The following is a 23,351-nucleotide window of genomic DNA, read 5'->3' on the forward strand; positions in this document are numbered from 1 at the left end:
CATCGGGCCGTCAGCAGCGTTAACAACCAGGATAGCGCCGTCCATCTGGGCAGCACCGGTGATCATGTTCTTCACGTAGTCGGCGTGGCCCGGGCAATCAACGTGAGCGTAGTGACGGTTTTCCGTCTCGTACTCAACGTGTGCCGTGGAAATCGTGATACCACGTGCCTTCTCTTCCGGCGCGCTGTCGATCTCGTCATAGCCCTTCGCTTCACCACCGGAAGCCTCAGCCAGAACCATCGTGATAGCAGCCGTCAGCGTGGTCTTGCCGTGGTCAACGTGACCAATCGTACCAATGTTCGCGTGCGGCTTTGTGCGCTCAAACTTTTCCTTCGCCATCGATCTTTACCTCATTAGATGCCGATCTGGAGACGAATGGCCGATCGACTAGAGTGGATATGACATGGATGCGTAGCATCCGGTTATGGTGCGGCCTGATACACAAGGATTGCCCTGCTAGGCAAGTCCGAATGCAGCCGAAGTCTCAGTCGCTTGAAAGAAAGATTGGAGCGGGTAGTCGGGATCGAACCGGCATCCTCAGCTTGGAAGGCTGCTGCACTACCATTGTGCTATACCCGCGCCATCTGAGTTGTTTAGCCGCTTCGTTTCCGGGCGTCGAGGGGGTAAGTGCGCACTGTTGCAGTTGTTTAAGCAGGTGTTGAAGGCGGTCGCAGCGCGAGGTCTAGCGCAGCGCTTTTGTCCCTGCGCAAGCCGTGTGACGGCATTTCACGTTTATCCTCCCCTCGGGGAGGTGTCCCGAAGGGACGGAGGGACCGGAGGGCGAAGCCCGGAGGTTTAGTGCTCACTAGCGTTCGCACCCCCTTCGACCTCGCCTTCGCCAAGGCTACGGCGAGCCCACTTCCTCGCGAGCGGGGAAGATATCCACAGCGCTCAAACCTCGGGCATACTCTCCGGTGGTCCATGTCGTGGGAGGCGAGAGCTCAGTCTTTTCGGGCGTGGATGTGCGGGGAGCGTCTGCCGACCCTTGAGGGTCAATTCTGGCATGGCAGACAGCAGACCCGTGTGCGGGAGGCCCTTAACCCCTGCTTTTGAATATACATCCGGTTTCACCGGCCTTCCGCATGCCTCTCACTCCAGATCGCGAGATCGTGGAGATTTTGGTGTTTGCCCCTAATCGCCCTTCTTCGCCAAGGCTGCGAAGGGCACTTCTCCCCCGAGGGAGAAGGATGAGAACAAGACGTCACCCGACGCCAAAGGCGTCGCCCCATCGGAGGCGTGAGCAAAGCGAACTGCCGTGAGATAAGAAAACAGCGACCTCACCACAGGCGCTTATTGGCGAACGCTCTGCCGGAACCAGACTTTAGATATCGCTCGAACGCGAGCGCGCGGTCGCGAGACTCGAAGCAAAGCACCATCACCACTCGTCACGGCGCTGCAAAACGCGTGGCTTTAGATTTGCCGGCATTGTGCTCGGCGAGTCTTCGCCCGACATCGTTTGTGAAACCGATATATCGATGAGATGGCATTACATCGCTACGCAAAAGATAGACGTAGTACATTCGCGCCTCCCACGGAGGCACCTTACAGCGCATGATGAAAGCGGACCGTGACACCTGTCACGCAACCCGCCTGCACCTTGCGGCTTCGGCGGGCATCTCTTCGCCCATTCTATTGAGTGTGGCTCGCCAGCCGGAGCCCAGAGGGCGAAGGATGGTGGAGGGGGTTGGATTCGAACCAACGTACGCTCTCGCGGCCAGATTTACAGTCTGGTGCCTTTAACCACTCGACCACCCCTCCACAGGGTGTGTGAAACACGACTTAGCCGGGTCTCACCGGACCTGCAACAAAGGGTCTCAGTAATTGCTGCGACATGTTATGGAGCCGCCCAATCAAGACACCGCCCTGAAACAGGAGCGCGGACTATAGTGACGAAGCCAACAGACCGCAACACTCGCAAACGCACGGATTACACACGACGCTCCAAGCCTTCTGGCGCAAGCCAATCGGGCTGGATCTGGGGGCGTCACGCCGTGCTTGCGGCCATCGAAAATCCGCGTCGGGAGATTCTCGACCTGCGGGTGACACTCAATGCTGCACGTGATCTGCCGGAAGGTACGCCGCACACGCTGGCCAAGCCGGACGAGATTGATCGCCAGCTGCCCGACAGTGCCGTGCACCAGGGATTCGCGGCCGAGGCCCGAGCGCTCGATCCCGAGCCGATCAATGCCGTGCTCGATCCGACTCACGGAACGGTCCTCGTGCTCGACCAGGTCACCGACCCGCACAATGTCGGCGCCATCATGCGCTCCGCCGCCGCTTTCGGCATCCGCGCCATGGTCATGCAGGACCGCAAGTCCCCGCCCCTGTTTGGCACGGTGTGTAAAAGCGCGGTGGGTGCAGCGGAGCGTGTACCGCATATCCGCGTGACCAATATCGCCGATACCCTGCTGGACATGCGCAAGAAGGGTCGTTTTGTCGTCGGTCTGGCGGGTGAAGGCGAACAATCCCTTGCCGAGGCGCTGGCCGGTCCGGATGGACAGGGGCACGGCGCTGGCCTGGTGATTGTCATGGGCTCGGAAGACAAAGGCCTCCGCCCACGAGTGGCAGAGGCCTGTGATGTTCTCGCGCGGATCCCGATGAGCGACACAATCGAGAGCCTGAATGTCTCCAACGCCGCTGCGATCACGCTTTACGAGGCGGCGAAGTGGCGGCCGGTCAGGAACCGGCCAGCCGACGTGGCCTAACGGGAATTCCCGGTGCGCAGCACGGTCCGACCGTGACGGCGCCAGTTGATCGATCCCTCGATCTCGTTGATCTCGACATCGCCAGAACCGTTTTCATTGACGGTGACATTGGTGGCCGTGCCGCCAAAATCGATATCGCCGGAACCGTTGATGCGGGCTTCGAACGGCTGCGCCTGGCCACCGCGTACGCGGATATCACCGGAGCCGGAAATCCCGGCATTGAAGGCACCGTTCATGCTGTCAGCAACAATGTCGCCGGAGCCGGAAATACGGATACTCAGGGACTGAACGTCACCCAGTTCAACATCGCCAGAACCGGAAATACCGATCTCGACATCGCCATCAACACTGCCGGCTTCGACATCACCGGAACCTGAAATACCGATATCCATCATGCCGCCGACAGTGCCCATGAAGACATCGCCGGAACCTGAAATGCCGATATCCGCCGTACCGCCGACATTTTGCAGGCGCACATCACCGGAACCGGAAATACCGATATCCGCGTCGCCAGCAACATTGCCCGCTTCGAAACGGCCACACTTGGACATGCCGATATCCATGGACGCCATATCTTCCGCCGTACCGACAAACAGGCTGCGCTCGATTTCCAGTGCCAGATCGGCCGGCGCGGTAATCGTCAGCATCGGGTATTCATCGAGCGACTCGCGACTCTCGCCCTGCTCCCAGACCTGGTAGCGGTTATTGCGGCTGTTACAGCGCATGCGGCGCATGTTCAGACCACCGTCGACGATAACGGTCTCGCCGCTTTGATTGACACTCGGCGTGTCGACATGACCACCGGAATTGGTAACAGCGACAGAGATGTCGGAACCGCCGGTGCGGATCTCGATCCGGCCAGCAAAATTGGTGATGCGCAAGGCGTCGGCACCGGCATAACGGCTGCCGTCCTGCAAGGCCGTGGCGGAGCTGGTCGTCGCCGCATTGGCAAGACCGGCGATACCGGCAATCACAAGCGCGGAGGTCGCGATGAGCGTGGTTTTGGTCGGCATGATTATTCCCTCGAAAATGTCCCTGTTGTCCCCTAGATGCGCGAAACGCCTCTTCCGGATGCAAATAATCACATCGAGACGCACAAAATGCTGACCGCAACATGACGGTCACTTAATGCGCCGGGCGAATTCGGCTTCATAGAGAGATTGGCCCGGCGGGCGTCCCGCCAGGCCAACAGGCCTTAGCCGGGCCAGAACTGGTAGACGGCGGTGGCTATAATCGTGCCCAGTGCATAACCAAACACGCCCACCAGGACACCAGGCGTGACCAGGTCCTTCCAACCTTTTGCCGCAGCCAGCGCCGGGGCCGTCGTCGCCCCGAGAATGGCAGCGTTGGAGGCGGTGATCAGCTCCGGCAGGGAGAGCTTGAAAATGGCGCCGAGACCAAAGGTCACAATGCCATGCACCGCGAGCAGGATGGCAATGATCAGAAGCAGCAGAGGCGCTTCGCTGATAACTGCCTGCAGGTCCGCGCCCGCAGCAATCGCAGCGAAGAACACAAAGCTCAGCGCAATACCCAGCTCGTAACCGCCATGCATCTTCGCCATGCGTTTCGGGAACAGGGTCGCCGGGATCAGGGCGAGGACAGTGATGATCGCGTAACGCCAATTGCCCCAGCTGTCAGAGACAGTCTCGCGCAGATAACCAGTAATCCAGTCACCAAGCGCAACCACGATCAGCGCGAAAGTGATGGAATAGGTCAGCGTGGCAGCCGTCGGCTTGCCTTCTTTCTCCACGACGACATCGCCTTCGCTGTGGTCACGTTTGACGAACTTGTTGGCGATCCAGGTGATACCCGGCATAACCGCCAGAAAGCCCAGGAAGAGACCGGAATAAAGATTGTCCACGGCGGTAGCGGCAGACACAAAGGCCGGGTTGTTCTCGCGCAGGCCCGTCAGATCAACCAACGCTGCATAGTTCACCGAGCCGCCGATGTAGGTCGCGGTGAAAGTACCGGCGGCTGCCGCCTGGTTTTCACCAATATTGACCAGAGAGAAGGCCACGATCGCGCCGGCGACCGTGCCGACCGCCGCTAGCAGAAAGGCCAGCGTCATGCGCGTCGTCTCGAAGAAGATCTTCTTGAGATCCGCCTTCATCAGGAAGAGCGGGATCAGGATCGGAACGAAATAGGTGAAAACGAAGCTGTAACCGGCAGAGCTTTGCGGGATCAGCCCGATATTCGACGCCAGGATCGCGAACAGGATGGCCCAGACCGCACCGGTCAGCAGCGCACCGATCCGCGTTTTCTCCATGAGGAAGCCTGCTGCCGCAATGACAAACAGGGCAGCAACGCTGGCAACAGCGTTATCAGCTGGGATGAGAGACATGAAACAACTCCTCTGGGCCGCTATGCCGGTTCGGCATGGCTGGCGTCGATCTCACTGGCTTTGATGAAGGCGGGGCGAGCGGTCAGGCGCTCGACATAGGACACGAATAGCGGGTCCTTCTCCATCATGTTGAAATTCATAAGAAAGCTCATTGTGGACCCCAGCGCGATATCGGCTGCGCTGAAACGGTCATTGACCAGGTAAGACTTGCGCTCAAGCCCCTGACGCAAGGTTTCGAGGACACGCTCCCAATTGCCCCAACCGATCGCACCGGCGGGCGCGTCACGGCCCGTGGCCTTGTCAAAACTGGCCGGCTCCATGACGGCAGAGCCAAAGAACATCCAGCGCATCAGGCTGGCCCGCCCCGCCTCGCCGATCGCCGGCGTCAGGCCCGCATCCGGATGGGCATCGGCCAGGTAGAGACAGATCGCGGCAGTCTCCGTAATCAGCTCGTCACCGATCTGCAGGGCAGGAACCTTGCGCATGGGAGAAACGGCGGCAAAGGCCTCGCTCTCGATCTCGTTGCGTACATTGACCGGCACCAGCTTGTAGGGCGCGCCGACCTCTTCCAGCATCCACAGTGCCGTACGACAGCGCGTTTGCGGGCAGTAATACAGCTTGTACTCGCTCATCCTCAGCCCTCCCCGGCCACAAAGGCGTCGGCCTCGATCTCGATGAGATATTCCGGCCCGATAAAGCGAGAGACCTCGACCATTGTCGTGGCAGGTTCATTGTCCCGGAAACGGCGGCCATGCACGGCGCCAAAGGCATCGGACATGGAGATATCGGTCACGAACATGCGGGTGCGCATGATGTCGGTGAATTTCGCCCCCACCTGTTCCAGTGCCGCTTCGATGATGTCGAAACAGCGTTCGGCCTGTCCGCCCGGATCACCGATAGCATGCGGATTGCCTTCCGCATCGACCGAAACAGTCCCGGTCACCCAGACATGATCGCCACGACGGATGGCGCGGCAATACCCGACATCCTTTTCCCAGCGGGCGCCGGAGAAAGCGCGTCTAGTTTCCACCCGCGGCTCCATCGACCGGAGCGAGCAGGTCCAGCGTCACCGCCGTCATCGCCTCGGTCGCCTGGGTGATCGTCGTCATCGGATCATCCGGGGCAAATTCCGGTGTGTGATTGGACGGGCGGGACATGCCGCGCGCATCGTAATCCTCCAGCCGGGCCTGCGTCGTGCCGCCGACCCAGAACATGAAGGTAGGAACCTCGTGTTCGGTGCGGTGGTACTGGGAATAATCCTCACCGCCCATGATCGGCGGAACCTCGCGCACATGGTCGCTGCCAAATCGCGACCGCATTACCGAAACAGCCCGCGCCGCCAGCACCGGGTCATTGAACAGGGACGGCGTATAGGTCTCCTCGATCTCGACGCGCGGATACTCGTCCGGCTCGAGCCCGTAGGAGGCCGCCTGCGAGGCGGCGATGCGCTGGATGCCTTCCAGCAATTGCGCGCGCACATCATCGGAATAGGAGCGCACGGTCAGCTGCAGATGCGCCTCCGGACCGATAATGTTGTGCTTGGTTCCGGCATGGAAGGCGCCCACCGTGACCACGCCCGGTTCCAGCGGGTTGAGCTCGCGGGACACCAGTCCCTGCAGCGCCACAACAATCTGCGAGGCGAGATAGATCGGGTCTTTCGTGGTGTGTGGATAGGCCCCATGACCGCCGCGCCCCTGCACATAGATGTCGACCGAGTCGACATTCGCCATCGCATAACCCGGGTGATAGGTGATGTCGCCGACGGCCGTGGAGGCAAATGTGTGGAAGGACAGATTGTAGTCCGGCAGCGGGAACCGCTCGTAGAGCCCGTCATCCAGCATCGCCACGGCGCCCAGCCCCAGCTCCTCTGCCGGCTGGGCAATCAGGACCAGCGTGCCGGACCATTCATCCGTGCGTTCGGACAACTGGCGCGCGGCGCCGATCAGCGCTGCCATGTGTGTGTCATGGGCACAGGCGTGCATGACCGGGAATTCATTGCCGATCCGGTCCTGGCCGACCACGGTCGAGGCATAGGATACATCCGTGTTCTCCTGCATCGGCAGCGCGTCCATATCCGCCCGCAGGGTTACGGTTGCCCCCTCGCCATTGCGCAATACACCGACGACGCCGGTGCGGCCGACACCTTCAGTGACCTCGAACCCCAGCGCCCGCATTTCCTCGGCCATGCGCGCCGCCGTCTCGATCTCCATGAAGGAGAGTTCCGGATTGGCGTGGAAATGCTCGTAGAGCGGACCGATATGGGTGGTGTAATCGGCGCGGATCGCCTCGCGCAGGGCGTCATCGCCCGGTGCGCTGACGGTTTCAGCCAGACCATCCATCGGGACGTCACCCGACACGGCGGCTTCCTCGGTTTGCGCGGCGTTATCCGCAGGCGAACAGGCGGCCAGCGCTAGGACGGCGACAGCACTCAGCAGGCGCAGCTTCATGGTGATCCCTCGATTTCCCTTCCCTTGATCGCGCGATATTCGACCGTTCCGGCCAAGCGGGTCAATCAAAACCGCAAAGGGGGGACGCAGATGGCGCACAATCCCCTTGCCGCGCTTGCCCAGGCTGGCAGCATTGGCCACCTAGTACAGGTGCTCACATGTCTTCTCCCCTCCCCCTTGAAATAAAGGGACTTTCACGGCGCTTTGGCGCGGTGCAAGCGCTACGTGACGTCACGCTGAATGTGCCAGAAGGCAGTATCTACGCTTTCCTTGGCCCGAACGGTGCGGGCAAAACCACCGCGATCCGCTGCATGCTGGGCCTGATCCAGGCGAATGGCGGCGAGGTTCGAATCGCCGGTCACGATCTGCGCAGGAAACGCACCAAGGCCCTCGCCAGTGTCGGTGCGGTAGTGGAAACGCCCGCCCTCTTCCCCAATCTGACCGGTCGCGAAAACCTCGCCTTGACCGCCCGTGTGCTCGGTCACGAAAAGGCCGAGATTGATCGCGTTCTGGACGTCACCGAGATGAGCCATGCTGCGGAGCGCCGTGTCGGCCAGTACTCGCTCGGCATGCGCCAGCGTGTAGGTATCGCCCGCGCCCTTCTGGGCCGCCCACGCCTGCTTGTCCTGGATGAACCCTCCAACGGCCTCGACCCGGCCGGCATTCGCGACATGCGCAGCCTGATCAAGGCGCTGCCGGAGCGCGAGAACACCACCGTCTTCATGTCCAGTCACTTGCTGTCAGAAGTCGAGCAAACCGCAACCCACGTCTCGCTGATGCGAGCCGGTTCGACACTCTTCTCGGGTTCCCTTGACGAGCTGGCTGCATTGCAGCCAACCACCATCCGCCTCAAGGCCGATCCCGCCTCCGGTGCCGAGCAGATCGCCAGCAATGCCGGTTTCTCGACCGCAAAAGAAGACGACACGCTTGTGCTCACCCGTGACGAGGACATCACGTTGGACACGATCGCCGAACTCAACCGCACGCTCATCGCCGCTGACATTGCCGTCCACGAACTGCGCCTGGCCAAATCCGGCCTCGAGGAAATTTTCCTCAAGATGGCGCATGACGAGACCCCTGCCAAAAAAGGAGAGGTGCAATGATATCGCTCCTGCGCGCGGAAGCGCTGAAACTGCGCCGTTCCCTTGTTCTGTTGGTCGCCGCCACCCCGGCCCTGATGGTCTTCGCGCTCGGCTTCCTGGTAACGATATCCGACAACGGTCCCGACAATTGGCAAATCCAGATCATGAGCGGATCAGCCATCTGGGGATTTTTCCTGTTGCCAATGAGCGCCATCGGCCTCACCGCCCTGCAGGCCCAGCTGGAACACGCCCCCAATACCTGGTCACACACGCTCGCTCTGCCCCGTCCCAAATGGCAGGTTTTCCTGGCCAAGGCGATCTGGGCCCAGCTCATTCTCGCCATTGTCAGCGTGCTGGTGATGCTGGCCGGCATCTCGAGCACCATGCTTGGCCTGCCCTTCTCGGAACACGGCGCCATGACAGATGACATCAACTGGAGCCAGGCCGTCTCACTCTACAGCCGCATGTATGTCGCGGCGCTTTTCGTAACGGCCCTGCAATGGCTAATCGCGACCCGTTTTCGAAGTTTCGCGGTCGCTGTCTCGGTCGGTATCGGCGGCACGTTTGTGGCCGTCGCGGCAACCAGCTCGAAATGGGGGCTCTACTTCCCCTGGCTGATGCCGGTGAACATCCTTGCCAGTGAGCCGGAAAGCGCCAACCTGGCCATGACCTACGGCCTGACCGGCGGTGTTGTGATCTACCTGATCGGCATTATCTGGCTGGCGCGCCGCGACTGGGGCTAGTCCCCGCTCGCACGCCGAACCGGTGCCGGCATCCGACAGGCCTCGATGACCGGCGGCGGGGTGTTAATGAACCATTCGTGGGTGCGATTCCGGGAGGCGGCCTTGGCATTGAAAAACGCTTCGCCGCGCGTATCCATGACCTCGAAACGAGGCTGTTCGTCCACCGGAAGGTCCGCTGCGACGCGCATCGACACTATGGGGTCCCGCCCGGCAGGGTCAGCAATCACGCCGGAGTTTACTGCCGCATCACCACGGCGGATGGCCTGGATGTGATCCATCCCCTCCAGCACACGGCCAAACACGGTCGTATTGCGATCGAGATAACGCGGGGCGTGTCCGATCACGATGAAGAATTCCACATCTGCGCTGTCGGCATCATTGTCGCGGGCCATGGCCATCGTGCCCAGGCAATGCAGCATCCAGGTCTGATCACCGTCACGGCCAACCGCGAACCCATCCACATGCCCGACTTCCGGCGCATAGAGGTCGCGATCCTGCATCGCGGTGAAGGTTACGCTGTCAGCCGCCACAGCTAGCTCTGCGGCAAGCGCCGGGTATTGCGGCAGGACTTCGGAATTTTCCTCCTCGCCCCGGCCGCCCTGAACGACAAAGCCATCAATGACGCGATAGAATTCGCGACCATCGTAAAATCCGTCCCGCGCCGCCTGGCGCATGCGCGCAGCGTGATTGGGTGCAAACTGGTCAGCCAGCTCCACATAGACCACACCCGTGCGGGTCTCGATCACCAGGACATCCTCCGGGTCAACCGCACGCCAATCAGGGATATCCGTGAAATCCAGTCCGCCAATCACGCCGCCATCCATCGCAGGCGCATCACTGCAGCCTGCTCCACATTCCGGTTCATCCGGCGCCTGGCAAGCCGCGACACCCAGGGCCAGTGAGGCCAATAAAAAGCGCATGATCTCGTCCCCCGCTTGCCCTCCGACTCTATCCAGCGCGGCAACCGACGCAATCCCCTCGACCAGAGGACAAGCTGAACGCAGGATGAAGGCAAGGGTCTGACAGCGTTCAGCCTGGGTGTTAGATGGTGTGTCTCGAACTTCAGAGAGGGAATTGAGATGAGTCTCGTGCGTTTCTTGGTCGGCGGTCTTGCCCTGGTGGCAGCCCAGTCCACTCCAGCCTTGGCACAGGAAGTCGTGCTGTATGACGGCCAGAATTATCAAGGTCGCAGCCTTCGCCTGTCCAGCGATGCGCCCAATTTAAATGATCTCGGTTACAACGACCGCGCCAGCTCCATCCGAATCATTTCCGGCACCTGGGAATTCTGCAAACACGCGCGTTATCGCGGCGATTGTTTTGTCGCCAGCGCGGACCAGGCCAGCATCTATGGCCTGGATAACCGTATTTCATCGGCGCGCCTGATCAGCGCCGGGCGCGGGCACAGAGGCAGGCCTCGCGATCGTGATTCTGGCTGGGATGACCGGCGCGATGATCGCTGGGATGACCGCGGCGACCGTCGCCGGGATCGCCGGCGCGGCCGCTCCGAGATCACGCTGTATTCCGGCCCCAATTTTACCGGTCAGTCGATTACGCTCGGCAGCACCGCCGACAATCTGCACAATTACCGTTTCAATGACCGTGCACGCTCGATCCGCGTCGAAGGCCGTGGTGGTTGGGTCGTTTGCCAGCATGCCCATTTCGAAGGCGCCTGCATGCAGGTCAATGATGATATTGCCTATCTACAAGGCGGCATGGCCGGTGTGATCTCCTCGGCGCGTCCAGACAGCAATTCCAATCGCCGCGGCACGCGCCCTCGTGAAGGTGTCTGGCTGTATGATGGTAGAGAATTCGTTGGCCGCCGATTCGAAACGGTCAACGACGTCCCCAATATCAACGACCTCGGCTTCAATGACCTCGCGGACAGCATCGTGGTCGCGCGTGGTGAAACCTGGGAAATCTGCGAACATGCGCGCTATCGCGGTCGCTGTGAAATTGTCGACAGCGAAAGCATTTCCGACCTGGCGCGTTACGGCTTCCAGAACCGGATTTCCTCTCTAAGACGGGTGGACGGATACAGTCGCTGGTAAGGCGAGCTTCGTTCCGCAAGGGCGGCCCCGCGGGGTCTCCCTTTTCACTTACCCATTCTGTGCAGACCGCTCGTCCACAAACAGCCAGGTCTCGGCCTCCTGACGAGTTGCAAAGATACTGTATTCGCCCAGCGGCCGCTCATCAGACCGGTGGATAAAGTGCTCTATGGCCAGCTTGTTCAGCGGATCCGGGCAGACAAATACAGTCTGCTCAATACCGTCTTCTCCGAACAGGGCGGCACGGTCCCGGACAAGCCGGGCCTGCATCCTGTCCATCGCTTCGGCATCCATGTCGGAGACATCCACCCCTCGGCTGTAGACGATCATCAAATAGCGGCAGGCGCGCGCAACCTCGCCGATCTCGATCAAGGCAGCGAAATGATCTCTGAATTCCTCAGCCGTCTGCCGGCCGGGGAAATAGGTCCAGATCATCAAGGATCTGGATTCATCGATTTCAAGCCCGATTGCCATCTGCTGCCCTTACCGCTGAATGAATAAAAATATTCATACAAAAAGCGGAGGGCGCATGGAAGGCTTCGATGTCAGCTATTCTGCACCGCCAAAGCGTTCCGACCAGGCCTCGACATCGGTGTCCTCGATCTTCTTGAACAGGACTTCCGGAGGCTCGACAGCCTGGCCCAGCGGCAGCGCGGTCAGCATCTCGCGCACATCGCACGCGGGCCAGGTCCGCTCGTCGTCTGCCACGCCCAGCGCGTCGAGAATCGTCTTCGCCGCGTCGGGGATGATAGGCTGGGCGATTTTCGCCATCACCGTCATGTAGTTCAGCGCCGTACGCACGCCGATCGCCGCTGCGCTCGGATCCGCCTTGAACTTGGTCCACGGCTCGGCACGGGTCAGGTATTCATTGCCCAGCGCCCAGATCGCCCGGACCTCGCCCGCAGCCTTGCGGAATTCCATCGCCTCGAAATGGGTGGCAGCGTCCTTGAGACGCGCCTCCAGCTCTGAAGCCAGCCAGTCTTCGTCCGCGCCCCATTCGCCGCCTTCCGGCACCACACCGTCAAAGCGCGACTTGTTGAAGCGCAGGATGCGGTTGACGTAATTGCCCAGCACATTGGCCAGGTCGGTATTGATCAGGCTCTGGAAATGTTCCCAGGTAAACGCACTGTCAGAACCTTCCGGCGCGTTCGCCGTCAGATACCAGCGCCAGTAATCGCCCGGCAAGAGGTCCAGCGCCTGGTCCATGAAGACACCGCGCTTTTCCGAGGTCGAGAACTTGCCGCCATACCAGGTCAGCCAGTTGAACGCCTTGAGCTTGTCCACCGTTTTCCACGGCTCTTCGGACCCCAGGATCGTGGCCGGGAAGGACACCGTGTGGAAGGCGACATTATCCTTGCCCATGAACTGGACATAGGTGACGTCCTCGGCGCCCTTGTCGGTGCGCCACCAGCTTTCCCAGTCATTGCCGGTTGCATCGGCCCATTCCCGCGTCGCGCCGACATAGCCGATCGGGGCGTCGAACCAGACGTAAAAGACCTTGCTCTCGAAACCCTCGCGCGGCGTCCCGTCCTTGGCCACCGGCACACCCCATTTCAGATCGCGGGTGATGGACCGGTCGCGCAGGCCTTCATCCAGCCATTTATAGGCGATCGACTTGGCCAGGGACGGCCAGCCATCGGAGGCATCAACCCAGGCGCGGATCTTGTCTTCCATCTTGGTCTGCAACAGGTGCAGGTGCGCTGTCTCGCGCACTTCGAGATTCTTGGAACCGGAAATCTTGGAATACGGCTCCTTGAGATCCGTCGGCTCGAGCAGGCGTCCGCAATTGTCACACTGGTCGCCGCGCGCACGTTCAAATCCGCAATGCGGGCACGTGCCCTCGACATAACGATCGGGCAGGAAACGGTCATCATCGATCGAGAAGACCTGGTGCTCGACGCGCTCCTCGATCAGGCCTTTGTCTTCCAGCACGGCGGCAAAATGCTGGGTCAGCTCGATATTCGGTGTGTTCGACGTGCGGCCGAAATAGTCATAACTCAGCCCGTAACCCGCACCGGCCTGGCGCTGGATATCGTGTTGCTCGTCACAATAGGTGCGCACATCCTTGTCCTCGGCCGCCGCGGCCAGCTCGGCCGGCGTACCGTGTTCATCGGTGGCGCAGATATAGAGAACATCATGCCCGGACAGGCGCTGGAAACGCGCATAGACATCCGCCGGCAACATCGATCCGGCCAGATTGCCAAGGTGTTTCACACCGTTGATGTACGGCAGGGCGCTGGTGATCAGGATACGGGCCATTTGCGGATCTTCTTCTCGGGCGAATATGTTCATGCTTACTCACCTGTGACGCGAGTCGTCACAAGGGACAGGACAGACCGGCACTCTTAGCCGTCTGCGCATGGGGAGGAAACACCTAATGCCACGCCTTTTCGGACTCAATATCATCGCGAGCCTGGTCGCCGGCCTCGCATTCTGGATGCTGGGTTATCTCTGGTACGGGAATCTGTTCCTGGATCCGTGGACAGCAATGCAGAATTTCACCCCCGAACAGGAAGCCTATGGCGAGGCCAATATGGGCATGCTCATGGGGCTGGGTTTTCTGATCGCGCTCATTTCCTCGGGCTTTATCGGCTTTGTCCTGCGCAAGATCGGCGCGACCGAGCTTGTCGACACGATCAAGATGTCGCTGGTCCTGTGTTTCGGCTTTGTCGCCCTGACCCAGCTTTATGACGTGGTCTACGCCCTGGAACCGATGCATCTCTTCTTCATCGATGCCGGCTACCAGGTCATCGGCTTCCCGCTGATGGCGGCGATCCACACGCTGATGGCCAATGTGATGGTCAAGGACTGAGCCACAAAAACCGGCGCTGGCAGACGCGACGACAGCGCCAACCGCAGCAAACGCTTGTGCACAGGCGCGGAGGCGACTATCAGTCCCCTCCGCGCCCAACAGCGCAACCCAGAGTGCCGGCTTAGCTCAGCTGGTAGAGCATCTGATTTGTAATCAGAGGGTCGGGGGTTCGAGTCCCTCAGCCGGCACCATTTTTCTATAACATTTCAATGAGATATACAGCGAATGCCATTCGTTGTTTTCGTGGACTTTGGATTTGGAAGCATATTGGAAGCAATAGGAACAGATCTGTTAGACCCAAAACCCACCCCCGAAATGCGCTTTGGCGAAAAAAGAGCTCTGCCAATTGAACTATTCACATCGGTGGTTCAACCCGCCCCACCAGAAATTTCTATGGCGCACAACAACTTAAGATGCTCGAGAAAACGTTCCAGCCTGGATGCAAGGACCTTGGGCATATCGCAACTGATAAGCGATATTGAGCCCGAGTGACTTCATCATGCTTCTAGACGTTGCGCCCTAAATCACTTCAGACGGTTTCTCGGAGATGTCGCGTGTTACAGCGACCACCATCTTACCGTCAGCAAGACCGTCGCTTACCGCCTCACACTTTTCTACAACTAATGCGACGAGGCCTTCGAAGTTCACCCGGTTGCCGCCGACCGCCTTGCGGAAAGCACTTCTTTTTATCTCATTCGTTTTTTTGTCCCTCACTACCTTCCTGGGGCGCGACGCGTTAACGAGCACATATATGCCAGTATGAGATGAATTCTCGAATAGATACTGATTTGAGAGCTGCTCATCAGGAGTGTTGACCAATTCATCTCCATTCCAATGCTTCATATCCGCAAGCTTGATTTCTATTGAAACATTCCCTAACCCAGCTTCCCTCGAATGCAGCCGCAGGTCAGGCCGCTTTTCACCGGCCACTTCTTGCTCTCTGATGACCGTATAATAGCGCTCTCCTACTTCTCTGAGGCGCCCAGCCAACCAATTTCGTAAATCGCCTTCCATCGCTTCGCCACGGCGGAAAAATGCGCTTTCATCGTCATCCGACGTGTGCAGCTTTTCGAGAAGCGTCTCCAAGTGCGCTTGGCACAGTTTTCTGAACTCCGCTGTAGTTGCGGGCGGCTTGGAGTGCTCGTTTAAAAATTTGGTACACTCATCGGGGGTGAGCTCAGGCCTTCTTCCGGCCCCTCGCTTCATGACCTCGATCTGATACAAAAACTGATCACGATGCTTCGAAAGTTCCTTTAAATTCGATAATCTTTCGAAGGCACTGACGCCATCAGGCGTTAGACAAGCCGCCAAGAGATTGGTGTAACTGCGCCGGTTAGACTCGGCGTGGTCCTCTTTTCCTGGCGAATAAACATCTTCGTGTCTGACATCATACTCGGGCGGCCATGCCAAGAATGACGCACGGATCAACCACTCCAGCAAGTCTTCATCACGCTCGAATTCCTTGCGGATATCTCCTGTTTCACTCTGGAAAATCGGTCTATTTTCTTCCCGTGCCAGGTATTCGAAGAAGAGCCCCTTCTGCCATCTTTGATCTAACTCGCCAAACGTTGCAGCGAGAACGTTTTTTGCTGCGCTGGAGTTAGCGTGCATCAACCCATCCAGCCATGCCCAAGCCTCGCGGAAATCGAAACAAGTCCTTGCCGCGCGGTAGCCCGAGGCCAAAAACCTAGAAATCTGATTTCGTTCAACAGTCGAAGCGCGAGCGACGATGTCGAGGCAAAGCGCCCTATCGCGACGGTTTCTAGGAGTATGACGCATGAGCATACGTAAAAGCATCGGCGCCACCAGGTTTCTGATTACTGGACCAGAGTACGCTATTTTGCTTACGCAATCCGACGCATGATGGTCATCCTCACCTCGCTCGGTGTCAAAGTCTGCTAGTAGGGCAATCTTTATCTCCGAGCAAAATTGGCTTGGGAAACTTCTTGCTAAGCCCTCAACCCAATCTGGAAAGCCGCTCAATTCGTGAAATGCGTATCGGAAGGCTTTTTTTGCCAACTCAGCGTCATTCGGCAACTCTCCAAGTGCGTGATCCAAATTGACGCCCGCTAAGCCGATGTGGCCAAGATATGTTTGCCTATCTGTGTAGCTCGTATCATGGACCGTCCAGAATTTCCGCAGGCCGTCGCTAAATAGCTGTGCAATTTCAGCGTCGTATGCCTCCCCTATGGCGCGGACCGTTCCAGGCCCAAGATCATTTGGAGCCATCTCGAAAAGCCAACGCGCATTGCCGTTGTCGAACTCCCCGGAAGCGATACCCTTGCGGTTATTCGTGAAGAATTTTCGGTTTTTTTGGGCAGCCATCCAAGATTGAACGGCTTCTTTCCTGCGCCGAAGCCACGTTTTTGCGGCATAGAAGTATCGGTACTGGACGCGTGACCTTGCTTGTAAAAACCAAGCGCTAACACCGAATTGCCGCCGCTGCTCGACGTCTCCATATTTCTTCAGACATCGGTTGAACACATCCGACGCGTTACCGCGCTCGCCTCTAGGGAGTCGGTTTAGAATGCGTCTTGCCAGATCAAGTAGGAACGCTCGCTCGCTTTGATCGAGAGTGATTGATGCGTGCTCGCAATAGTGAGACACATCGAATTCGTCAAAAACGTCTCCACAATTCTCCGTATCATCGAACTTTATGGGGTCGATCACCCTGAATGGGACACGGTGTCGCTGAGCTTCGTCCGCAAAAAGAGCTATTCGTCGCTGAATAAGAGCGTGTTTGACAGCCGCTCTAGCCTGGAGGCGGCTCGCCAGTTGCTTAGTAGGTTCTCCGCGAACAAAGATGTCAATCCGGTCGTTCTTGACCATCGCCAGCTCAACGGCATTCAGCAAATCTTCGTCGTCAGGACGCACTTCCTCATCAATCAACAACTCCGATGCTAGATAGATAATGGCAGGCACAAACCTTCTATACCGAGCCGACACAATGGGCATTCGGTCCTGGTTCTCGGATCGGCCAGTAAGTGCAAAGCGCAGCAGTATTGAAAGCCAGATTTGCTTTTGTGGCCTGGGCTGGCCTTCAAGTATTTCTATCAAATACTGCGATGTCGCAGATGAGTAGTTTGAACGTTCTCGTCGGATTCTCGCGAGAAATGCTATCCTGTCGAGTATCGTTGCTTGGTCGAGGCTGTACTTCAATGCCTTCAGCTGGAACATGTTCCAGTTCGGCGCAGAATCGGCATCCTCAGGTTCGGGAAGTGTGGCCAACAGGGCTTTTGACAGTACACCAACTTGAAAAGATCGATCTCCTATCTCTTCAAGGGCGGCACACGCCTCCGCTTTGCTATGATTGCTAATTGCCGGATCTTCCACATAGCCGGCCAGCTTGTGCGCAAGCGGAACCATGTGACCGAAGCCAGCGACCTTGATCAAGAAGTCGGTCAACTCGGGAGAGTGTGATTTGTCCAAGAGTTCATCAACGACTGTCGACAACTCAGAGTGAGCGAAGCGCTCGACGTCTTCGTTGCGGAACCACTCGCCTCTATATCGCAGGGAGTCGTAGAGCCGCGCTTGGTTGCGTAGTATGATCTCCTTGTCTCCAACGGATAGTGATTTCGGATCACCCGTTTCGATCAGGAGAGCTGGCCTGATTTCCGCAACGACCGCTTTTGCCGAGCCGTTCAAAGCAGCCAACCAGCCCATGACACGCTCTGTCGATTGAGGGATGGATCGCCCTCCCAACCCTTCGGCAATTAGCGGTGCGATCGTTTCTTGCGAATGCGCCCTAGCCCTCAAGCTTTCATCGAAATGCTTTGCTGCCAGAAAGTCCCGAATTTCCCGATGCGTGAACCTGATGCGCCCCCCTATCGACGGCTGAAACAACCCGCAAGCGAGCAGTTGGCGAACCTCTGACGCAGTCCAAGCATCCACATCTGTTGAGAGGATGCGCGCTGCATTCGCGGCTTCGGCTGCCGCTAGTGGATGGACCGAAAAATCCTGCTGGCCTGACACAACCGCGAAGGCCGCCAATTTTGCTACAGCCTTGCGTGCACGGTTAACATCAATGTTCAACTGATCCTTGCTTTCGGAGCGCCCCGACAAACGCCACTCTACCAAGTCATCGATGACTTGAAGTCTCGATTTGAAAATCTCTTCCGGAGCACGGCCTCCGTCTAAGGCCTTTTTCCAGACATCAAAGAACATGTGCGCGTCCAGCGGCTGCTGGATTAGACCGGTTGATAGATGGGTGTTTACGGCTGAGATGAAAGCTGAAGGTTCCACACCGCGAGATGTTGCGAGTTTTTCAATGTCTGGAGCCGTCAACGGCGCGAGGCGATAGATCTTCTGGGTCGGTTCTCCTTGAGTCGGATCCTGTTTGGCGCCCCTTGTCTTCCTTATGAAACTAGCCAAACGCGCTAAGTCACCATCTCCCAGCCATTCGCTCGGGCGACTAGTGACCAAAACATGTAGCGGTCCCTGTCGGCGCCCAATCTCTCGCGCGACTACGTCGAGCGCTTTCTCCAACGCGCTTTCATTTCGGGAAGACGGTAGCCGCGCTTCATCGAGTGCATCAAAAAATAGAAATCCGCCTTTTCTTGAGCGGTTCCACTTCGCGAAATCCTCCGCTTGATTTTCCAACGCGAAATCGAACGAGTCGCTCACAGTGCCACCTTGCAGCTCTTCCAAGCGCATCAGGAATGCATCTTGTCCCGCCTCTGTGAGACGCCGCACCTGCTCACGAACCTCGGTTGTTTTGCCCGAGCCTGCAGTGCCAAGGAGAACAGAGACATCGTGCTTGAGAATTTCGTCCCAAGAATTTCCGGTTTCGCGGTTCGAAAGAGTAGCCCAGATACTATCCTGTTCAGCACCAAAGTCTGCAAATTGGATATCGACGAAGCGTCGTGACAAAGAAACGTACTGGCCGTTTTTCACAGAGACCCCCTGATACAATCTGACGAAGGGTATCAGGGGGATTACATGCGCACCACCTGGAGTGGTAGGGAAACCATCGTTTTCAACAAGGTTCAGCGTGATTGATAATGGGGGCAAAATCCAACACCTGACAAACCCTCATTCGACGCCTAACAGCCATACCGAGCTTCAAACTCACCGCCCCGCCGAACCAGGAACGCGCCCGCTCCCTCAACTTTTCCAGCCAACGCCGCTTCGACGTCTAATCCCACCTGCTTGAGAACTGTCGGCAAATCACCCTCGTTGAGCCCATAAGCCGCCGCTTGCGCGAGCACCAATCCGACTGTTTGCGCTTCAAGCGTCCGCAAATTCGCAGCTTTCAGCTCCGCGATGATCCGCGACACGTCAACATCGCTATCGTGATCGAGCGAAATTCGCTCCAATTCACGCTGGCAAACATCCCAAATACGAGCGTTTGGCCAGCGCGCTCTATTCGTGTCCGAACTCGGTTCGGCCAAACGCGTCTGGAAGGCGAGCTTCCGAAAGATATGGGCGGGGTTTCTCGTGAACGCTTCCCAGGTTCGCCGCCTGAGGAGCGCGTCAATCGCCTTACGGCCTGCCCGGAATTCGAACCTCCAAATTTCTGAGTCTTTCGACAGAGCAACACCGGCTTCGCTCGCGCGCTTCTCCCAGATCTCCCACCAATAAGGTCTACGCTTGTCGATCACCTCGCGCCGCTTGTCGTAGATGCAGATTTCAGCATTGGGCATTTTGCCGATCAGGATGCCATTCGTGACGGTGCCTCTCTGTTTTTGCGAGAACTCGCCTGAGATCGACTTGGTGCGCCGCGCGTGGCTCACAAAGTTTTCGGGTTCAATTGAGAATCCCGGCAGCAGGAAGTCCAAAGCGTAGTCGAGGCGGGATATGCGCCTGTCCACCTCTTCGAACGTCATGCCCAGGTCGGTCAGAAACTGGTCCATCGCTTGTTTGACATGTTCGATGCCATGAACCGCCAATGGCAGCGCTCTGGAAGAAGCGCGAACGCCCCAGGGATCACGGGCCGTGCGCGGCTCCTTGAACCACCAATTCGCACCGAGCTCGCCTGTATCGACCGAGTAAGCATAACCGCCTCGACCACCATGCCCCTCGACCATGAAGGTGTGGCCGCCAAATGTAACCGGCTGCGCTCTCCTCTCCTCCATCGCCGCCACTTTGGCAACAGCCAGGACCTTTTGAAGGTCGGCGCCAATCTGCGTGTTGTAAGCGAGGTCGAAATTGTCAAAGCCCGCATGAAGTAGGATTGGATCATTCATGAGATTATCTCCTGTATGCCCAGAGAGGGGTGATACATGGACCCCTCTCTGGGTCGTCTGGCGTTAAGCGGCTTGTTCCTGGCGGCGGCGCCAGGTTGCGTTTGCGGTTTCGCCATCCTTGAAGACGGCGAAATTGAGTGGGTGCGAAAAGCTTGGGTCGTCGAGCGTGACGGAGAGAAAAGTCTCGCCAGCGTTCGGCCCGCGATTGAGCGTCTTTGTCCAGGCGCTACCCAGCTCCATGTGATCGCCTTCGGCATCTCGCATGAACACACGGTGGGTAGGTGCGCCCGGGGATATCGGTGTGCCCACAATAATGGCGATACGAATTTCGCCCTTGAAGGATAGTGTGCGGATTTCTCCGCGAAGGTCCGACCAGAAATCGCCGGGACCAGTTTGTTTGAGTGTGCCTATCTTAGACATTTGAAGTCTCCCAAATTTGAGAATGAAATGCGCGCTTCGCGCAGAGATCCCTTTTGTTTTTGGAAAGCAGACGCACCTCTCCCGTTGAGGCCGGAGCTTCGCTCCGGCCCCTTTCGGGAGCTGTTGCTCTCCAAAAATCCCTGGCGTCGGGATCAGCTTCGCCAGGGCAAAAACGGGTTAGCGGAGGATGCCGAGATCAGAGGTCGATCGGCGTGTCCGCCGTTCGGCCCAGTCCAGCAGATCGCTCATGCGATAGCGGATGCAGCGCGCCGAAATCTTCACGAATTTCGGGCCGCTGCCGCGAGTGCGCCAATTGCGCAAGGTGCGCTCAGAAAGAGCGAGGAAATCAGCGGCCGACTTTTCATCGACCAATGCGCGGGGATCTTTCCCGTCGAGTACAGCCATGTCGGCCCCCTCTAGCTGCGGCGCCGTCTGCGCCAGATGACACCAAGCTAAAGGGCGATGACCCGATGCTCACGGGTCGCGGCGGGGACTTTTTTTGCCCGCCCACGAACCGAAGCGATCCTATTGTTTCATTGTTATTTTTTTCATTTGAGAAAAGACACTCGACCTGTCCAGCATCGGATCGACAATCCGGCACACGAAGCAGGTGAACTGCGTTGCTTTGTTCCCCGGGGCTCCCGCCCCTTCATTCCAATATGGAGCAAAAGCTTCAGCGCCAGGCGCGTCAGACCGTTCGATCCAGTAGTTCCCAATATTTGCCAGCATGAGCCGCAGACCGGGATTTTTGGGCCACTCGGGAATCCTGGGACGAGGCGAAAAATCAAGCTGAGCCTCGATCTGGTCAGCCGCTTCTTCCAACAACTCCAACACTTCATGACCGCGCAGGCCCACGGCTACATCAACATCGTCCAAATCCGATAGAGCTTTTACGTCTCGTAACCTCGCGAGATGGTCGAGCCTAGAAAGGATATTTCGACCCGCTAGTGAATCAGGATCACGCAAGTAGCTCAGGGTTTTCCGTAAGGAGAGGAAAACCTTGTTGGCATTCCGAGCATGATCCTTCATGGGGGACACCAAGTCCCTGCTATTCGTGTCGTAATAGACGTCAGCCCATACTTGCATTGAACGATGCAAAGCATCCGGATTCGGAATCTCGAATAGCCTAGCGATCCTTTGAGCCTTTCTCCGGTGGATTTGGACCGGTCCAGGCGAAACGAACGGCCCTTGGACAAAATCGGTCATGAACCCCTCCGGAATTCGACGATGGCATCGTCTTCACTCGATCCATCGTCTGCTAGAAACCCACCAATCAACGCACCCACATCATCCGAAGCGCGGCGCGTCACGGCGTCGGCCAGGTGTGCATAGCGCGCCGTGGTCTGCGCCTGGGTGTGACCGAGTAGATTTCCGATCATGTGGAGTGAGTGCCCGGCCATCGCGGCGAAAGATGCGTAGGTGTGCCGAAGGTCGTGGATGCGCACATCCTCAAGCTTGGCTTCCTTACGGATGCGTCGCCATGGTTTTTGAAGGTTTATCGCGTGCTGCCCTTCCACTTCTCCAACAATGACATATGGGTTTCCTTCAACACGCGGAAGATCAGACAAGACCTTTCGTGCCAACTCGGCCAGCATCACACGGCGCGGTCCTGTTTTGGCATCCGGCAGCCAAATCACTTCGCCCCGCACATATGACCATTTCAGAGTTTGGATCTCGGAAAGACGGCAACCGGTGAGCAAAAGCAGGCGATAGGCCGCCGCGACATGTTCCGTCACCTCCCCAAGTGAAACCACGTGGTCCAGCGTATTCCAGAGGGTCTTGATCTCTTCATGTGAAAGGAAGCGCTCTCGTTTGCGCTCAGCATACTTCCGCACGTGTCGGGTCGGATTTGAGCCATCAGGCCTAAGTCCCCACACCTCAGCCTGGCTAAACATCTTCGAAATCACCGCCAAGACACGGTTCGCTTGGTATGGTTTATCGCGAAGTTTGTGGTGCATGTCCGCGATATCGGTTCGAACCACATCTTGGACACGCATCATGCCAAGCTTCGGGCGGATGTAATTCTTGCAAACCGCCCGGTAATCACGGGCTGTGGTCGCCTTACAGCGAGAGGCCACGTATTCGTCGAGAAAACGGTCGCACAAACTCGAAACTGTCGGTGCGCGTCGATCTCGCTCAATCTGCCCGGCGGGATCTTCCCCTCGGGCAACCTCTCCCATGGTCTGGCGTGCCAGAGCCCTGGCCTCGTCCGGCGTGATTGCGCCGTGAACACCCAGGCTCACCCGTTTGGTGCGACCACCAACACGATATTGGACCGTGTAGGTCTTGCGTCCTTTCGGCGAGACGCGCACGCCGAAGCCGGGAATGAGACTGTCCCATTCAAAGTAGTCGGTCGCCTTGGGAGCCAATGCGTCGACGGAACGTTTCGTGATCTTAGCCATGAGCCATCACCGATTTGGAAGCATATTGGAAGCAGCAGGGAGCGCTTCAGCGGGTATGCAAGGTGACAACGCGAGTCTAACAGGTCAACAAAAATAATTGAATTCATTAAAGAAATGGCGCTGTGGAGCCATCGAGAGACAACCCGGGAAATGGCCCGAAATGAATTTG

At 58.1% G+C, this 23,351-nt stretch carries 21 protein-coding genes and 3 tRNA genes; 6 read left to right on the plus strand and 18 right to left on the minus strand.

Translation table 11 applies throughout. The features are described 5' to 3' along the window. From JJ889_RS07185 to JJ889_RS07195, 4 genes are all read right to left on the minus strand, one after another. A partial coding sequence (locus JJ889_RS07185) for a GTP-binding protein (protein WP_291893194.1) occupies nucleotides 1-339 on the minus strand: 339 nt, incomplete at its 3' end. 166 nt (nucleotides 340-505) lie between these two features. After that, nucleotides 506-579 (minus strand) — tRNA-Gly (locus JJ889_RS07190). Between the two features lie 806 nt (nucleotides 580-1,385). Continuing rightward, nucleotides 1,386-1,553, minus strand: a complete 168-nt coding sequence (locus JJ889_RS15905) for a GIY-YIG nuclease family protein (RefSeq protein WP_366940080.1) — start codon at nucleotides 1,551-1,553, stop codon at nucleotides 1,386-1,388. A gap of 119 nt (nucleotides 1,554-1,672) precedes the next feature. Continuing rightward, nucleotides 1,673-1,758: transfer RNA gene (locus tag JJ889_RS07195), tRNA-Tyr, on the minus strand. A 128-nt stretch (nucleotides 1,759-1,886) separates the two neighbouring features. Here JJ889_RS07195 and JJ889_RS07200 point away from each other — a divergent pair. After that, nucleotides 1,887-2,705, plus strand: a complete 819-nt coding sequence (locus JJ889_RS07200; protein WP_291893197.1) for an RNA methyltransferase — start codon at nucleotides 1,887-1,889, stop codon at nucleotides 2,703-2,705. On the opposite strand, the gene JJ889_RS07205 is transcribed toward JJ889_RS07200, so the two are convergent. The 5 genes from JJ889_RS07205 to JJ889_RS07225 form a co-directional block, all read right to left on the minus strand. Further along, on the minus strand, nucleotides 2,702-3,718 hold the full coding sequence (locus JJ889_RS07205; RefSeq protein WP_291893202.1) for a DUF2807 domain-containing protein: 1,017 nt from the start codon (nucleotides 3,716-3,718) through the stop codon (nucleotides 2,702-2,704). The genes JJ889_RS07200 and JJ889_RS07205 overlap by 4 nt on opposite strands. A 182-nt stretch (nucleotides 3,719-3,900) precedes the next feature. Beyond that, entirely contained in the window at nucleotides 3,901-5,046 is a 1,146-nt protein-coding gene (locus JJ889_RS07210) for a DUF819 family protein (RefSeq protein ID WP_291893205.1), read from the minus strand. Between the two features lie 20 nt (nucleotides 5,047-5,066). After that, complete coding sequence (locus JJ889_RS07215) at nucleotides 5,067-5,678, minus strand: glutathione S-transferase family protein (RefSeq protein WP_291893208.1); 612 nt, start codon at nucleotides 5,676-5,678, stop codon at nucleotides 5,067-5,069. A gap of 2 nt (nucleotides 5,679-5,680) precedes the next feature. After that, on the minus strand, nucleotides 5,681-6,076 hold the full coding sequence (locus tag JJ889_RS07220) for a RidA family protein (RefSeq protein ID WP_291893211.1): 396 nt from the start codon (nucleotides 6,074-6,076) through the stop codon (nucleotides 5,681-5,683). Next, a complete protein-coding gene (locus JJ889_RS07225) occupies nucleotides 6,066-7,493 on the minus strand; it encodes an amidohydrolase (RefSeq protein ID WP_291893212.1) in 1,428 nt (475 codons plus the stop codon). The genes JJ889_RS07220 and JJ889_RS07225 overlap by 11 nt, the downstream gene beginning before the upstream one ends. A 158-nt stretch (nucleotides 7,494-7,651) precedes the next feature. Between JJ889_RS07225 and JJ889_RS07230 the strand changes: the two genes are divergently transcribed. Next, complete coding sequence (locus tag JJ889_RS07230; protein ID WP_291893214.1) at nucleotides 7,652-8,596, plus strand: ATP-binding cassette domain-containing protein; 945 nt, start codon at nucleotides 7,652-7,654, stop codon at nucleotides 8,594-8,596. Beyond that, entirely contained in the window at nucleotides 8,593-9,318 is a 726-nt protein-coding gene (locus JJ889_RS07235; RefSeq protein WP_291893216.1) for an ABC transporter permease, read from the plus strand. The genes JJ889_RS07230 and JJ889_RS07235 overlap by 4 nt, the downstream gene beginning before the upstream one ends. Here the strand turns inward: JJ889_RS07235 and JJ889_RS07240 are convergent. Continuing rightward, complete coding sequence (locus JJ889_RS07240; protein ID WP_291893220.1) at nucleotides 9,315-10,238, minus strand: peptidylprolyl isomerase; 924 nt, start codon at nucleotides 10,236-10,238, stop codon at nucleotides 9,315-9,317. The two genes, JJ889_RS07235 and JJ889_RS07240, sit on opposite strands and share 4 nt — an antisense overlap. A gap of 159 nt (nucleotides 10,239-10,397) precedes the next feature. Here JJ889_RS07240 and JJ889_RS07245 point away from each other — a divergent pair, with 159 nt between their 5' ends. Further along, a complete protein-coding gene (locus JJ889_RS07245) occupies nucleotides 10,398-11,366 on the plus strand; it encodes a beta/gamma crystallin-related protein (RefSeq protein ID WP_291893225.1) in 969 nt (322 codons plus the stop codon). A gap of 48 nt (nucleotides 11,367-11,414) precedes the next feature. Here the strand turns inward: JJ889_RS07245 and JJ889_RS07250 are convergent, their stop codons facing one another. Together JJ889_RS07250 and metG are read right to left on the minus strand one after the other, a co-directional pair. Continuing rightward, a complete protein-coding gene (locus tag JJ889_RS07250) occupies nucleotides 11,415-11,837 on the minus strand; it encodes a hypothetical protein (protein WP_291893229.1) in 423 nt (140 codons plus the stop codon). Nucleotides 11,838-11,912: 75 nt separating this feature from the next. Beyond that, the gene (gene metG, locus JJ889_RS07255; RefSeq protein WP_366940081.1) at nucleotides 11,913-13,622 is read right to left on the minus strand and encodes a methionine--tRNA ligase; all 1,710 of its coding nucleotides are present in this window, start codon (nucleotides 13,620-13,622) and stop codon (nucleotides 11,913-11,915) included. A gap of 118 nt (nucleotides 13,623-13,740) precedes the next feature. Here metG and JJ889_RS07260 point away from each other — a divergent pair, with 118 nt between their 5' ends. Next, nucleotides 13,741-14,175, plus strand: a complete 435-nt coding sequence (locus JJ889_RS07260; protein WP_291893235.1) for a DUF1761 domain-containing protein — start codon at nucleotides 13,741-13,743, stop codon at nucleotides 14,173-14,175. Nucleotides 14,176-14,290: 115 nt separating this feature from the next. Further along, a tRNA-Thr gene (locus JJ889_RS07265) sits at nucleotides 14,291-14,366 on the plus strand. 328 nt (nucleotides 14,367-14,694) lie between these two features. On the opposite strand, the gene JJ889_RS07270 is transcribed toward JJ889_RS07265, so the two are convergent. The 6 genes from JJ889_RS07270 to JJ889_RS07295 form a co-directional block, all read right to left on the minus strand. Then, on the minus strand, nucleotides 14,695-19,068 hold the full coding sequence (locus tag JJ889_RS07270) for a hypothetical protein (RefSeq protein WP_291893238.1): 4,374 nt from the start codon (nucleotides 19,066-19,068) through the stop codon (nucleotides 14,695-14,697). 149 nt (nucleotides 19,069-19,217) lie between these two features. Next, nucleotides 19,218-20,360 carry a hypothetical protein gene (locus tag JJ889_RS07275; protein ID WP_291893241.1) on the minus strand — a complete coding sequence of 381 codons (1,143 nt, stop codon included), beginning with the start codon at nucleotides 20,358-20,360 and terminating at the stop codon, nucleotides 19,218-19,220. Nucleotides 20,361-20,423: 63 nt separating this feature from the next. Next, nucleotides 20,424-20,780, minus strand: a complete 357-nt coding sequence (locus tag JJ889_RS07280) for a DUF736 family protein (protein WP_291893242.1) — start codon at nucleotides 20,778-20,780, stop codon at nucleotides 20,424-20,426. Nucleotides 20,781-20,957: 177 nt separating this feature from the next. Continuing rightward, on the minus strand, nucleotides 20,958-21,185 hold the full coding sequence (locus JJ889_RS07285; RefSeq protein ID WP_291893245.1) for a helix-turn-helix domain-containing protein: 228 nt from the start codon (nucleotides 21,183-21,185) through the stop codon (nucleotides 20,958-20,960). Nucleotides 21,186-21,305: 120 nt separating this feature from the next. Further along, nucleotides 21,306-21,986 carry a hypothetical protein gene (locus JJ889_RS07290; RefSeq protein WP_291893248.1) on the minus strand — a complete coding sequence of 227 codons (681 nt, stop codon included), beginning with the start codon at nucleotides 21,984-21,986 and terminating at the stop codon, nucleotides 21,306-21,308. Next, a complete protein-coding gene (locus tag JJ889_RS07295; RefSeq protein WP_291893250.1) occupies nucleotides 21,983-23,182 on the minus strand; it encodes a site-specific integrase in 1,200 nt (399 codons plus the stop codon). Before JJ889_RS07295 ends, JJ889_RS07290 begins: the two co-directional genes overlap by 4 nt. Nucleotides 23,183-23,351: the final 169 nt, after the last annotated feature.

It is taken from the genome of Maricaulis sp., from assembly GCF_017643475.1.
Taxonomy (GTDB): Bacteria; Pseudomonadota; Alphaproteobacteria; order Caulobacterales; family Maricaulaceae; genus Maricaulis.